This is a genomic window from Cupriavidus sp. 05N40 (assembly GCF_056397305.1).
The window spans coordinates 1-13,135 of record NZ_JBFTND010000052.1; the positions used below are offsets into that span (position 1 = coordinate 1).

The window sequence follows — 13,135 nt, forward strand, 5'->3', positions numbered from 1 at the left end:
GCGCGGGGCCGGCGCCGGGCGGCCGGCCCGGCTGTCCCGGCGGCTGCGCACGCAGCGCGCGCGCCAGCCGGCGTCCGGCGAAGAACCCGCTCCAGCCGCCCAGCAGCTGCCCGGGCAGGCAACGCGGGCGCCGCAGCAGGCTGTGCGCGAGGAAGAACGCGCCGGGACAGCCGCGCGAGCCGATCAGCAACTGGTGCAGCACCAGGCGCGCGCGCATCGCCGGCGGTGCGTACGCCATCGTGATGGCCGTCATGTTGCAGGTCTCTTCGAAGCAGCGCTTGCGCGCGAAGCTCTCGCGCTCGTAGTTGTAGCGCACCGCCGGGTAGTGATCGACGATGGCGGCGGGATCGAGCACCAGCCGCCAGCCCGCGTGCCGCAGCATCTGGCACATCCATGTCTCGTTGCCGGGCTGCGCGCCCTGTCCGTGCAGGCGCTCGTCGAAGCGGGCCGTGCCCATCGCCGCGCGGCGCAGGATCCAGTTGCAGCCCTTCAGGGTCTCCGCCGCGCGCGGCGCGCCGCAGACCCTGTGCGTTTCGCCGATGATGCGGCCCCAGCCGTCGCGGTAGGCGGCAAGCGGCACGTCGGGCAAGGGCAGCGGCCTGCCATCGGCGCCATGCACGACATCGCGCCCGCCAACGCCGCCCACCTCCGGATCGGAAAAATGCGGCAGCACGCGCGCCAGCCAGTCCGCGCGCGGCAGGGCGTCGTCGTCCAGGATCGCCAGCAGTTCGCCAGTGACGTGCGGCAGGCCGGCGTTCATCGCAGCGATCACGCCGGGCTCGACCACCGTGACTGCCTGCAGGCCGGGATAGCGTTGCGGCGCGGTCCGTGCCAGCCAGTCGGCCGTCTCCGCGTCATCGGCGCCGCGGCAGACCACGATCCATTGCGCGGGCGCGGGCGCCAGCGCGCTCGCTGCCTGCAGGCAGCGCTGCAGCATGTCCAGGCGGCGGAAGGTCGGGATCATCAGCGTGACGCTGGGCGCATCGCTCATGGTGCGCTTCCTCCGTTGGCGGCAAGCTGCTCGTCGGCAGGCAGCAGGCGCCCGGCGCGCACGGCGCCGGCAATCTCGCAGACGATGGCCGCGGCCAGCCCCGACGACAGTCCGAGCTGGAACCACAGCACGCCGTCCAGCGTGGTGAGGTCAAGCAGCCGCGGGGCCAGCGCGCACCACGCCGCGACCACCGGCACCTGCACAAAGGCAAAGTGATTCAGTCCGCGGTTGGCCAGCAACTGCCAGGCGATGCCCACCACGCTGGCAAACCCGGAGCCCAGGCACGCGACCACCAGTTCGGCGTGCAGCGCGGCGTAGTTCGGCCCGACCAGCCACAGCAGCAGGCCGGGCCACAAGATCGCGAGCAGGACCAGCGCGGCCGCCGGCAGGCAGGCCAGCGCCACCCATGCCGCAAAGCGCCGCAGCACGCCTTCGCGTGCCTGCGCAAAGCGCGGAATCACGTATGCCGCCACCACCGCGCCCACCGGCATCAGCAACTGGCCGATACGCGACAGCGCACCCAGCGCCGCGGTCTGCCCGACCGCGCCGTGGAACGCCACGATGGCGAACACCATCTGGCCCTGGATGCAGTAGAACGCCTCGAGCGGCAACTGGCGGCGCATCACGCTGCCGATGAACTGGCGGTCGGCGGCGGCGCGGGCGCCATGTTCGGCATGCGATAGACCGGCACCAGGGAGCGTCGCGCCCGCGCCGGGAATCTCGCGTGCGATCCAGCGCCTGACCACCGGCACCCGCAGCCCGGCGCACAGTACGTTGACAAGCGTCGCRCCGAGCACGCCGAGCATGCCCAGCGCGTAGAGCGCCGACGACAGCACCAGCCGGGCGACGGACAAGGCGGTATCGAGCGCCTGGAGCGCCGGCGCGCGGTTGGCGAACAGCAACACCTGGTCCACCACGCGCGACTGCATGTCGAAATACCAGGTAGCCAGCAACAGGGCCAGCAGCAGCGCGGTCAGCACCATGCCAGCATGATTGCGATGCAACAGCCAGGCGGCGATCGCCAGCACCACCGGCAGTAGCCACGCGGAGAGTTTCCAGCGCTGCCCCATTGCCGCGCGGGCGAGTTCCGCCGCGCGCTGGCGGTCCGGCCAGGTCTTGCCGAGCAGCGCGTTCAGCCCGAGCTGGATGCCGCCCTTGGTGACCACGGCGATGGCACCCATGATGATGCCGACGACCGTATAGATGGCGTAGTCGCCAACGTCGAGCCAACGCGCCAGCAGCAGGCCGGTGATGGCGCCAACCCCCTGCGACAGCACGGCATAGACGAGGAAGTTGAGCAACTTCACGGCGTGGCCCCCTAGGCCGCCGGCGCGTGTTGCGCGCGCTGCGCAGGCGGTGCGGCCCCGATGGCGCCGCCCGCGCCCGTTTCCGCCCCGATGATCTCGAGCAGCCGAGCCGCCGCCTGCTCGGCGCGGAAGCGCCGGCTGAAGCATTGCCCTGCGGCCGCGCGCATGCGCGCCTGCGCGGCGGGCGCCATGCGCAGCCACCGCTGCAGGCACGCGGCCGTGCCCTGTGCAGTGTCCGGGCCGACCAGCCCCGCCCCGTCCTCGACGATCTCGCGCCAGATATTGACCTTGTCGGAGATCAGCACGGGCACGCCGCAACCAAGCGCCTCGGCCACCGCCACGCCGAAGTTCTCCTGGTGCGAGGGCAGGCAGAACAGCTCGGCCGCGTGGAAGGCTCCCCACTTGAGATCGCCCTTGAGCATGCCGGTCCAGCATGTGCGCGCGGACAGGCCGTACCCGGCAAGGCGCTGCTCCAGCGCCGTGCGCATCGCCGCATCGTACGGGCCCGCCAGCACCAGGTGCAGCGCCGCATCCTGCGCAGCCACGCCGGCGAACGCGTCGACCAGCAGGTCGCAGCCCTTCTTCTCGTGGATACGTCCGAGAAAGAGCACGATGCGCTTGCCGCGCGTGGCGGGGAAGGTGCAGAAGAACGCTTCGCGCAGTGGCGCGGCCTGCTGCGGCGGCTGTGCCGTACCGTAGGTGGCCACCACTTCGCGGCAGCGATACGGCCAGAAGGCGCCGTGCGCGCGCAGGCGTTCCTCGCTGCAGGTAAACAACACGCCGCGCGCGCCGCGCAGCACCCAGTAGTCGCCCAGCAACCAGTAAACGCTTTTCTTGAGATGCTTGAGCGGATAGTGTTCGCGGAACCACGGGTCGAGCATGCCGTGCGTGAAGACGAAGTACGGCACCTGCTTGCCGCGCAGGGCCAGGCACACGGCCAGCGCGTGGAACTGCCACAGTCCTTCGACGATCACCGCGTCATAGCCTTCGGCGTGCGCGCGCAGCCATTGCAGCATGCGGCGACTGAAGCCGTACTTGAGCGAGGACGGCCCCAGCGCGATCACGTCGAGTTCGCTGTCGCGCACGCAGGCCGCATCCGGCGCGTCACCGCAGCACACCTGCACCTGCACGCCGCATTCGCTCAGGGGCGCGCGCAGCTGGCGCACGCCCTCGATGGGCCCCCCGCCACCGGGATCGATCGAGGAGATGACGTGCAGGATCCTCATCGCTGACTCACTGCCGACTCATTGCCGATCATTGCCGGCTCATTGCCGCAATGGCGGGGTGGCGGGTGCCGCTGCCTTGCGCGCAATGAAGTGGAACCAGTAGACCTCGTCGAGCGCCTGGCCTTCGCGAAGGGGCTCCTTGTCCACGTTGCCGTACACGACTTCCGTGTCCAGGCCAAGTTGCGCCAGCGCGCGGCGCTGCGCCTCGAGCTCCGTGTAGACGATCACGATGCCGAACTTGTGCGCGGCGCATACGCGGATGGCGTAGCCGTCGAACTCGCGGTTCAGGCGCGAATAGCGCAGGTAGTTGAACGTGGCCAGCGGCAGGTTGCACAGCACGCGAGCGGTATCGATGCCCACCGCGATCGGGTTGCCCGACAGATGCGGCAGGCGCAGGAACATCGAGAGATTCTCGCGATAGCTCGGCCCGCGCATGTTGTGGCTGGAGAAGAGCACCAGGCCGCCGGGGCGCAGCACGCGCGCGAACTCGCGCAGGATGGCCTCGCGGCCCGGATAGTCCACCGCGTCGATACCGTTGAAGCTGAACATCACCAGCGCGAAGCTGTTGTCGGCGAAGCGCGACATGTCGCGCGCATCCATCTGCGCGACACGCACGCCAGGATGGTTGCGCTGGCAGATCTCGACCATCTCCGGCATGTAGTCGACCGCGGTGTAGTCGTCGCTCAGCGCGCGCAGCATCGGCACGGTACGCCCGCCGCCAACCCCCACGTCGAGGATCGGCTGTCCGCGGACTTCCTCGGCGAGCCAGGCGATGGCAGCCGCCTCGCCGGGATCGGTCCAGTCGCTGGCGGTGCCAAACCACCGCCGCGCGCCCCAACTACGCCATGCGTGCTGATTGATGCGATCTTGTGCCGTGCCTGACGCCATGGGAACCTCGCTCGAGAAGAGCCGCCGTGGACCAGAGCGCCGCGCTGCCGCAGGCATGCTCCGGGGGCAGGTGACCAGCCTGCGTGCATCGAGAATGCCGAGGCGAGGGACCGGGTTCTGTTCGTTGGCACACACGCTTGCCGCCACCTTGTCGCCGTCTTGCCGGTACCGCTCCGGCCGCCCGGCGCGGCGCGGCGACGACCCGCGCAGAAGGTGCCGGCGACGCCGCACGCAAGCATTTTGCAAGGGGATTAGCACCGGCGCGGCAGGGGTTCAGGCAGCGCTGTCTCTCCCCTCATCCTGATGGCTGAGATGGTCCTCATCCGTTTGTCGTGCGACGGCCAGCGCATGGGTGCAGAGGTAGCCCGTAAATGCGCCGTACTTCACCCTGCAGGAAGTTTCAATTTTGTGCCGAAGGCCTCGGGCGACACCTTCCCGCACCATAGGAATGCGGGCTCCCGGTATTTTCTGTTGCAGCGGTGAAACATAATCCGGCGATGACTGTTTCACTCCTGAAACTTAATCTTTTTGATTATCCCTAACCCGTTCGGGTACCCCGCCATTCGGCCTCCACCAAGGCTTTCCGGATGATGAAAGCAAACCGCACCATCCCATCCCGGGCGCCGACAAAGCAACTTGATTTCGTGCAGATCAGACCATAAGATGACCTTAATTCGTTTTAAGACGAATGGCATTTTGGGGTGGGTTCAGGGGGTCAGCCTTCCGCCATGCTTCTAGTTTCCGACAATAAGATGAGCGGAACTTTCATGGCGGTAGTACGGGGATAAATTAAGGCGGCGCAAGTCAGCAGCTTGGGTCGTGCAGGTCATTATTCCGCGCTGCGTTCAACCTGTTCCTGCCTCAATCATACGGGGGGAATAAGAACATGAACGCGCTTCTCATAGAGGGTCATCCATTGCTGCGTCTCGGGCTGCTTCAGATGCTCGAGCGTATCCACGGCGTGGACCATGTCATCACCGTCGATCCGGGCGACGTTGCGCTGCTCGACGGCAATCACTGCGACCTGCTCGTCTTTGGCATGCCCGCCGATCTCGATGCGGGATGGCAGCTCCTCAACAAGGTGCGTTCCGTGCTCTCGGCGGAGCGCCTTCTGCTGCTCGCCGATGTCCTGCCGCTGCAGATCCCGGCGCTGGCCATGGCGCAGGGTATATGCGGCTGCCTGCCCAAGTCGGCCTCGCTCGCCGTGCTCGAGGCCGGCATCCGGCTGGCGATGGTGGGCGGACAATACGGGCGCGGCCAGAACGGCCGCCAGGCTGGCGGCGCGCCGGGGATGTCCGCCGGCGGCTACCCGCTGGGCGGGCGCGTGCCGGTGCTGGCGCCGCTGACGGATGGCGCCGCCTGCGGCCCCTCGGGCACCCGCATCCAGGGCACGCCTTCCTCGCGCGACTCGCTGGGCGCCGTGGCGCGGCAGGGCGCCGCGGCCGGCGACGGTGGCAGCCAGAACAGCCATGGCGAAACCGCCTACGACGAAGCCGAGATGCTGCAGATCACGCCGCGCCAGTACGAGGTGCTGGTGCTGCTCGCGCGCGGTCATCCGATCAAGACCGTCAGCCGCATGCTCAATATCTCGGTCGCCACGGTAAAGAGCCATGCGTGTACGCTGTACCAGCGGCTCAAGGTGCGCAACAAGGGCGAAGCGGTCTATGCGGCGCTCCAGCGCGGCGCCTTGCTGGAGTGGGTCAGCGGTGACGACGCGGCGCCGCGCAACTCGGTGCGCGCATCCGCCGAATACAGCACCGGAGCTTCCGCGGCGATGCGCTGACACGCTGCATCCTGCACACCTGGCGGCGGCCCCCGGCCGGAGCCGGGGCGTGCAGGCTAGCTTGCACAGAACAGGCCTGTGCGGCGAAGAGTTGGGCGGGAAATGCCGCCGGGAGTCCCCGGCGACCTTTCCCGCAGTGCATTTCACGGTCGCCAATCTGTCGTCGCGAGCCGCCAATGTGTCGCCGCCAGACGACCGCCGCGGCCGCCCCGCGCAGCCCGCTACGCCTTGCCTGGCGCCGTTTCCAACGATTTCCCCGGTGCCGGCTCAATGTGGGACAGCGCACCGATGGGAGGTCATGCGCATCCTAGGATGACAACACGGGGGATTGTCGCAGTCGTTGCGATGGACMTGTCACCGTTAGAGCGGGAGCCTGCCGTGAACGAGACCATCGACCTTGGGATGCAACACTCGACTGGCCAGCTTGCAGAACGGCGCGGCTCCAGCCCACTGGCGTGCCTCGCCATGCTGTGCGCGGCGCTGCTGCTGGGCGCGTGCTCGAGTTCTCCCGGCATGCACTTCGACGCCAAGGCGCCGGTCAGCGCGATCGGGCCCGACGCCATGCCGAACATCACCCCCATCACGCTGGACCTGGTGCGCAGCCAGAAGAACGTGGCCCAGCGCGAACTGGACAAGCTCGACGAACTGTACGGCAAGCCCGAGCCCTACCGCATCGGCGCCGGCGACATCGTCTCCGTGGTGGTGTGGGATCACCCGGAACTGGTCTTCCCCAACCAGACCTACAGCATCGGCGCCGCCTATGAGATACCCGCGGTCGGCGGAGGCGCCAACGTGCCCGGCTACGTGGTCAGCGCACAGGGCGACATCCAGTTCCCCTACGCCGGCGTGATGAGGGTGGCCGGCAAGACTTCCAACGAAGTGCGCGACCAGATCGCGCGGGTGCTCGCGCGCGTGGTGCGCGATCCCCAGATGACGGTGCGCGTGCTGGCGTTCCGCAGCCAGCGCATCTACGTCGACGGTGAAGTGCGCACGCCCGGCATGCAGCCCATCGACGATGCCCCGATGACGCTGATCGAGGCGCTCAACCGCGCCGGCGGCGTACTCAACACGACCGGCGACAACAGCCGCATCCGCATCACGCGCGGCGAGCGCAGCTGGCGCGTCAACATCCCGGCGTTGCTGGCCCGCGGCGTCGATCCGTCGCGCATCATGCTCAGGAACGGCGACATCGTGCGCGTGGAGCAACGCGAAGACAGCAAGATCTTCGTCACGGGCGAAGTCGTGCGTCCCATCACGCTGCTGATGCGCAACGGCCGCATGACGCTCAACGAAGCGCTGGGCGACGCCGGCGGCGTCAATCCGGGTTCGGCCAACGCGGAACAGATCTTCGTGATCCGCAAGGCGGAGGACGGCGAGCCGAAGGTCTTCCACCTCGACGGTACCTCGCCGGTAGCGCTGGCCATCGCCGAGGGCTTCCAGCTCGAGGCCAAGGACGTGGTGTACGTGGATGCGCGCGAGCTGGTGCGCTGGAGCCGTGTGATGAACCTGCTCATACCATCGACCGGCCCGGTCCTTGGTACGGCGACGATGGTGAAATAGGCGCACGCGTCATGATCCGCTCGATCCTGGTGGTGTGCATCGGCAATACCTGCCGCAGTCCGATGGCGCAATGCCTGCTCGGCAATTCGCTGCCCGGCTGCACCATCACGTCGGCAGGCCTGGCGCCGCTCGAAGGCGCCGCCGCCGATCCGCACATCGTGCGCCTGCTTGCGGAGGACGGGCTGGATCTCCCCGGACACCGCGCTCGCGTGCTCGACGCAAGCATGGTCAGCGGCGCCGACCTCGTACTGGTGATGGACACAGAACAAAGAGAGGCGCTGGAGCGCCTGTACCCCCATGCGCGCGGCAAGGTCTACCGGCTTTGCGAATTCGTGCACGCCGACGTACCCGATCCCTATGGCTGTTCGCAGAACATGTTCAGGATCGTGTTCGGGCTCATCAAGCAAGGCGTCGATACATGGGTGGTGCGGATTCGCGCCATTGCACGGGATGCATATCACGGGGAGGTAGCATGAACACGTTCAACCCGCACGAAGCCCTGAGCGGCCCCCAGCGGGGCGCGGCCCGGGAAAAAGGGATCGACCTGACCGGCTATCTCGACATCCTGATGCGGTACCGCTGGACGTTTCTCCTGGTCGCCGGCGTGATCTTCCTGCTGGGCGCGACCTATGCCTTCTTCACCAGGTCCGTCTACCGCACCGATATCGTGGTGCAGGTAGAGGATACGGGCGGCAGCAGCAACACCAGCAAGCTCGCCGGCAGCGTGGCGCCGGTATTCGACGTCAAGCCCGCGGCGGCCTCGGAGATCGAGCTGCTGCACTCGCGCATGGTGGTGGGCAAGGCCGTCGACAACCTGCGCCTGGCCATCGACGCCAGGCCGCGCTACTTCCCGCTGATCGGCCAGCCGCTCGCGCGCTACAACCCGGGCCTGTCCGATCCCGGCCTGTTCGGCTGGGGTGGCTTCGTGTGGGGCGGCGAACACATCGCGGTCACGCGGCTCGACATGCCCGCGCGCATCGAAGGCACCCACATGCTGGTCACGGTGCTGGACAACAACCGCTATAGCCTCAAGATCGAAGGCGAGGACACCGTGGCCACCGGCACCGTCGGCCAGGCGCTGCTGGCGCCCACTTCGCGCGGCAACGTCGGGATCATGGTCTCCGAACTCGACGGCAAGCCCGGCGCGACCTTCACGGTGATGCGCGTGCCGCGCGCCAATGCGATCGCCAAGTTGCAGGAGACCCTGCAGATCGTCGAGCGCGGCAAGTCCAGCGGCGTGATCGGCGTCACCCTCGAAGGCCCGGACCCGGATCTGATCGCCGCCACGCTCAACGAGATCGGCGCCGAGTACGTCGACCAGAACGTGCGCCGCAGGGCAGAGGAAGCCGAGAAGTCGCTGGCCTTCCTCCAGCAGCAGTTGCCGCAGGTCAAGCAACAGGTGGAGACCGCCGAGACGCGCTACAACGCGCTGCGCAACCAGCGCGGCACCATCGACCTGAACGAGGAATCAAAGCTGATCCTGTCGCAGTCGGTGCAGATCCAGACCCGCGTGCAGGAGTTGCGCCAGAAGCGCCAGGAGCTGGTGACGCGTTTCACCGGCAACCATCCCAGCATCGGCATCGTCGACGAACAGATCGCCAGCCTGACCGCCGCGCTCAACGGCGTGACCGCGCGCATCCAGAAGCTGCCGGAAGTGGAGCAGAACGTGGTGCGGCTGATGCGCGACGTGAAGGTAAGCACGGAGATGTACCAGTCGCTGCTCAACGATGCGCAGCAATTGCGGCTCACCAAGGCCAGCAAGGTCGGCACCGCGCGCCTGGTCGACCCCGCCGAGGTGCCGCTGCTGCCGGTGCGGCCCAACCGCAATCTGCTGGTGATCTTCGCCGCCCTGCTGGGCACCGTGGGCGCGTTGATGATCGTGTTCCTGCGCCACCTTCTCGACGGCGGCGTCTCGGAAGCCGACGACATCGAGAGCCAGACCGGCTTCACGGTGTACTCCACCATCCCGTTCAGCCCGGAACAATCGCGCCTGATGGCCAAAGGCGGGCCCAACGCGCTGCTGGCCTGCCGCATGCCGGAAGACCCCGCGATGGAGAGCCTGCGCAGCTTCCGCACCGCCTTGCAGTTCTCGCTGCTGGGCGTCCATCATCCGGTGGTGCTGGTGACCGGGCCCTCGCCCGGCGTGGGCAAGTCCTTCATCTGCGCCAACTTCGCCACGGTGCTGGCCGCGGGCGGCAAGCGCGTGGTGCTGATCGACGCGGACCTGCGCCGCGGCAACCTCAACCACCGCTTCGACACCGAGCGCGGCCCCGGCCTGACCGAGCTCCTGCGCGGCGCGCCGGTGGAAGGCGCGGTGCGCAGGCAGGTGGTCCCCGGCCTGGATTTCATTCCCACCGGCACGCTCCCGACGCACGCCGCCGACCTCCTGCTCAGCCCGATGATGGACACGTTGCTCGATGCGCTGAAGTCGAACTACGACGTCGTGCTGATCGATACGCCCCCGGTGCTGTCCGCCTCCGATACCGGCATCCTCGCCACCAAGGCCGACGCCGTGTTCATGGTCGCCCGCGCCGACTCCACCACGGTGGACGAGCTCGAAGCGGCCGGCAGGGCGATCCGGCAGGCCGGCGGCGAAGTAAAGGGTGTGCTGTTCAACGGGCTGAACGTGCAAGGCCGCTGGTACCGGGCGCACTACAGCTTCGGCAAGTACCGGTACCTGAGCTATCGGTACCAGGATGTGGAAACGGTGGAGGGCAGATAGGCCGGGCGGCGGCCTTTGCCAGGGTGCAGCCAGAGTGGTCTTCTTCGGTCACCCGGGCCGCATTGCGGGCGCGCCGGCGGCTCGCCGCCAATGCGGCGCGCATCGTTCGCGTTCAGGCCCTGCGGGTCGCCTTCATCGGGAACCGCCCGAACACGCCGGCGGTGATCGTGCCTTCCATCGTGTCGCCCGAAAGCTGGGCTTCCACCTTGAGCGTCAATGGCATCGGCGCCGTGAGCTTCATCTTGAAGGTCACGCGGTCGCCATTGAGCTCGCCGTCGATGACCTCGGCCGTAGCCTTCTCGCCCGCATTGGTCCCGCCGAAGCCGCCGGCCCCGGTGCCGACGATGGTAAGCACCGAGCGCTGCTCGCCGCCCGGCGTCTGGGAGATACAGTCCCATTGGCCTTTGATTTCTGTCGTCATAAACAATTTCCTGCTGCTTTTTTTCGTCAACGTAAAAACCATACGGATGTCCCGCCAAATCCCGGCGGCCCGGCTGGAAAGCCGATGGCATTCCTGTCGAGCCGTCCATTGGCGTTGGCGTTCTTGTCCTGGTACGCGATGATCGCATAGTCGCCGGCCGGCACATGCTTGAAGATCACGGCAATACCGGCACGATGGGCAACTGCGCAGGCGGCCACCTGGCAGGCGCTGGCCGCCTGCCATCACGTTCAATGGCACCAGCGCGCGGCGCCGCCTCAGGCTTGCACCGTACCCGGCACGACGTCGTCCAGCGCATTCGACGCCTCGGCCTCGCTGGCGGCTTCGGCAAGCGCGGCGCGCGCGACCTGCGCTTCCATGTACCACACCAGGTGCGCCTGCAGCGCCGCGCGGCTTTCCGCCAGGAACAGCGAGTGATCGAACTTCGACAGCGTCCGCACGCGGATATGATCGAGTCCCTGCAGCGCCTCCAGATTGCCGCCGAAGCGGTCCCGCGCTTCCTCCAGCCCGATATCGCTCATGCCGTAGAGGAAATCCGTCTGGACGCCGCGCCGGTCGAGCTCGCGCATGGCGGCACGCGCGAAGCCCGTCACGGTGGTGGTGTCCTCGCCGCCGCGCCAGCGTGCCACGGCGGACACCGCGCGCTGGCTCAGGCGGCGCGCGCTGCGGCGCACGAACCCGTTGAGGATCGGCACGACCTTCATCTGGCCGCGCATCAGCCGCAGCCAGGTCTCGGCGCGGCGCGCCGCGGCGACGTAGCCGCGCATCGATTGCACGCGCTCGTTGACCGCGGCGGTATCGGTCTCGTCCCAGCGGAACTTGGCCAGGTTGGCCAGCACCACGCCCGCTACGGCCGGGTTGCGCAGGGCCACGTGCAAGCTGATGAAGGCACCCGAGCACACGCCCGCGACCACGATCCGCCGCATGCCCCGGGCACGCAGCCAGTCCAYGGCGGCGCTGGCGTCTTCGCAGGCGCTCGGGTCGTATACGGCGGGAATGCTCATCTGGCGTGCCGGCGCGGGGCTGTCGCCGAGCGCGGAGAGGTCCAGGCGCAGCGCGGTGACGCCGTGGCGCGCCAGCTCGCGCGACAAGGAGACGAACAGCCGCCCGTCGCCGACATGGTGGTTGCCGCCGGTGTTGGGGAACAGGATCGCGACCCCGCCGGCGGTGCGCCGCGCGGGTTCGCACAGGATGCCGAACTGGCGGCCGCGGTCCAGCCACACGCGCTGCTCGCGCACGCCGTCCACTTCGCATTCCAGCGCCGGGCGGTCGTCGTGGGCCGCCGGCGCGCCGCGCGCGGCGCCTCTGCCGCCGGCGGCCAGCGCCGGGCGCATCCAGGCCAGTACCGCCTGCCAGGCGGCTTCCGGCACCTTGGCGTATTCCGGCGCCTGCATCATGCCCGGGTACTCGGCAAAGCCGTCCAGCGTGACCTCGGCTCCGGCGTTGCGGTAAAGCGTACCCATTTCTGCGACCGGCGATGCGGTGCCTGGCCATGCATCGAGCAAGAGCACGCGGGGCGCCGGGCAACCCTTGCGACGCGCCATGCGCAGGCCCTCGAGCGCGGCCACGGTGTCGGGCTGGAAGCGGTAGGCGAGCACGTCCAGCGAGCCGTCGGTGGGCGGGATCAGCTGGATATCGGGGATGACGTTGTTGACCCAGCCGGTATGCAGCGCACGCAGTTCTCGCAGGTAGGCGCGCCCGCTCGCGACCGGCGCCAGCAGGACCAGCCCGGCCACCACCCCGGCATCGCGCGCGGCCAGCGCCTCGGCGGCCAGCACGGCCAGCGCGGCGCCAAGGCGCAGGCCGCACAACACCACGCGCGTCACGCCGCCCTGCTCGCGCAGGGTCCGCACCGCGGCCAGGATGCCATGCACGCAACAGGCGATATGGTCGACATCGGCATCGCTGCCGGCGGAGTCCCCGGTGCCGGGATAGTCGAAGCGCAGCACCGGCAGCCCGGCCGCCGCGAGGTCGCCGGCAAGGTGCCGGTAGGCGCGGTGGGACCACATGGCTTCGTGGCCGTGCGGATTGCATAGCACCACGCCCGTGGTGCCCGGTGCTTCATGGAGCCACCCGGCGCACCCCTCGAACAAGACCGGTTTCATCGCTTCTCCCAAGGGAAAACGGGGCTCGGACCCCCGGCATTCGCGCACGCAGAAACGGGTACGCTTTTGTTCTGCTTGTTGTCCTGGCGGGCCATTACCGCCCGCGGCCCGCCG

General features: G+C 68.4%; 11 protein-coding genes. 4 read left to right on the forward strand and 7 right to left on the reverse strand.

Going from position 1 to position 13,135, the window contains the following annotated elements; genetic code table 11:
* The 4 genes from AC1DO7_RS14605 to AC1DO7_RS14620 all read right to left on the reverse strand — a co-directional run.
* A partial coding sequence (locus AC1DO7_RS14605) for a glycosyltransferase family 2 protein (RefSeq protein WP_477116276.1) occupies nt 1-991 on the reverse strand: 991 nt, incomplete at its 3' end.
* Nucleotides 988-2,298 (reverse strand): hypothetical protein, encoded by a 1,311-nt coding sequence (locus tag AC1DO7_RS14610; protein ID WP_441611771.1) that lies wholly within the window; start codon nt 2,296-2,298, stop codon nt 988-990. The genes AC1DO7_RS14605 and AC1DO7_RS14610, both read right to left, overlap by 4 nt.
* An 11-nt stretch (nt 2,299-2,309) precedes the next feature.
* A complete protein-coding gene (locus tag AC1DO7_RS14615; protein ID WP_441611772.1) occupies nt 2,310-3,524 on the reverse strand; it encodes a glycosyltransferase in 1,215 nt (404 codons plus the stop codon).
* A gap of 39 nt (nt 3,525-3,563) precedes the next feature.
* On the reverse strand, nt 3,564-4,412 hold the full coding sequence (locus tag AC1DO7_RS14620; protein WP_441611773.1) for a class I SAM-dependent methyltransferase: 849 nt from the start codon (nt 4,410-4,412) through the stop codon (nt 3,564-3,566).
* Between the two features lie 886 nt (nt 4,413-5,298).
* On the opposite strand from AC1DO7_RS14620, the gene AC1DO7_RS14625 reads away from it, so the two are divergent.
* The 4 genes from AC1DO7_RS14625 (at nt 5,299) to AC1DO7_RS14640 (ending at nt 10,477) form a co-directional block, all read left to right on the forward strand.
* A complete protein-coding gene (locus AC1DO7_RS14625; RefSeq protein ID WP_441611774.1) occupies nt 5,299-6,195 on the forward strand; it encodes a helix-turn-helix transcriptional regulator in 897 nt (298 codons plus the stop codon).
* A gap of 465 nt (nt 6,196-6,660) precedes the next feature.
* On the forward strand, nt 6,661-7,755 hold the full coding sequence (locus AC1DO7_RS14630; protein WP_441612253.1) for a polysaccharide biosynthesis/export family protein: 1,095 nt from the start codon (nt 6,661-6,663) through the stop codon (nt 7,753-7,755).
* Nucleotides 7,756-7,766: 11 nt separating this feature from the next.
* Nucleotides 7,767-8,231 carry an arsenate reductase/protein-tyrosine-phosphatase family protein gene (locus AC1DO7_RS14635; protein ID WP_441611775.1) on the forward strand — a complete coding sequence of 155 codons (465 nt, stop codon included), beginning with the start codon at nt 7,767-7,769 and terminating at the stop codon, nt 8,229-8,231.
* On the forward strand, nt 8,228-10,477 hold the full coding sequence (locus tag AC1DO7_RS14640; RefSeq protein ID WP_441611776.1) for a polysaccharide biosynthesis tyrosine autokinase: 2,250 nt from the start codon (nt 8,228-8,230) through the stop codon (nt 10,475-10,477). The genes AC1DO7_RS14635 and AC1DO7_RS14640 overlap by 4 nt, the downstream gene beginning before the upstream one ends.
* Before the next feature lie 112 nt (nt 10,478-10,589).
* Here the strand turns inward: AC1DO7_RS14640 and AC1DO7_RS14645 are convergent, their stop codons facing one another.
* Genes AC1DO7_RS14645 through AC1DO7_RS14655 form a run of 3 tightly spaced genes read right to left on the reverse strand, consistent with a single transcriptional unit; the run spans nt 10,590 to nt 13,021 of the window.
* Nucleotides 10,590-10,898, reverse strand: a complete 309-nt coding sequence (locus AC1DO7_RS14645; RefSeq protein WP_441611777.1) for a hypothetical protein — start codon at nt 10,896-10,898, stop codon at nt 10,590-10,592.
* Between the two features lie 26 nt (nt 10,899-10,924).
* Nucleotides 10,925-11,116: a DUF2141 domain-containing protein gene (locus AC1DO7_RS14650; RefSeq protein WP_441611778.1), complete on the reverse strand. Its 192-nt coding sequence runs from the start codon at nt 11,114-11,116 to the stop codon at nt 10,925-10,927.
* Nucleotides 11,117-11,173: 57 nt separating this feature from the next.
* The gene (locus AC1DO7_RS14655) at nt 11,174-13,021 is read right to left on the reverse strand and encodes an alpha/beta fold hydrolase (protein ID WP_477116277.1); all 1,848 of its coding nucleotides are present in this window, start codon (nt 13,019-13,021) and stop codon (nt 11,174-11,176) included.
* Nucleotides 13,022-13,135 lie beyond the last annotated feature (114 nt).

Excerpts from the sequence above, each read along its gene's own strand:
- AC1DO7_RS14615 (WP_441611772.1), bottom strand. The coding sequence starts at position 3,524 with ATGAGGATCCTGCACGTCATCTCCTCGATCGATCCCGGTGGCGGGGGG.
- AC1DO7_RS14620 (WP_441611773.1), bottom strand. The coding sequence starts at position 4,412 with ATGGCGTCAGGCACGGCACAAGATCGCATCAATCAGCACGCATGGCGT.
- AC1DO7_RS14625 (WP_441611774.1), top strand. The coding sequence starts at position 5,299 with ATGAACGCGCTTCTCATAGAGGGTCATCCATTGCTGCGTCTCGGGCTG.
- AC1DO7_RS14630 (WP_441612253.1), top strand. The coding sequence starts at position 6,661 with ATGCTGTGCGCGGCGCTGCTGCTGGGCGCGTGCTCGAGTTCTCCCGGC.
- AC1DO7_RS14635 (WP_441611775.1), top strand. The coding sequence starts at position 7,767 with ATGATCCGCTCGATCCTGGTGGTGTGCATCGGCAATACCTGCCGCAGT.
- AC1DO7_RS14640 (WP_441611776.1), top strand. The coding sequence starts at position 8,228 with ATGAACACGTTCAACCCGCACGAAGCCCTGAGCGGCCCCCAGCGGGGC.
- AC1DO7_RS14645 (WP_441611777.1), bottom strand. The coding sequence starts at position 10,898 with ATGACGACAGAAATCAAAGGCCAATGGGACTGTATCTCCCAGACGCCG.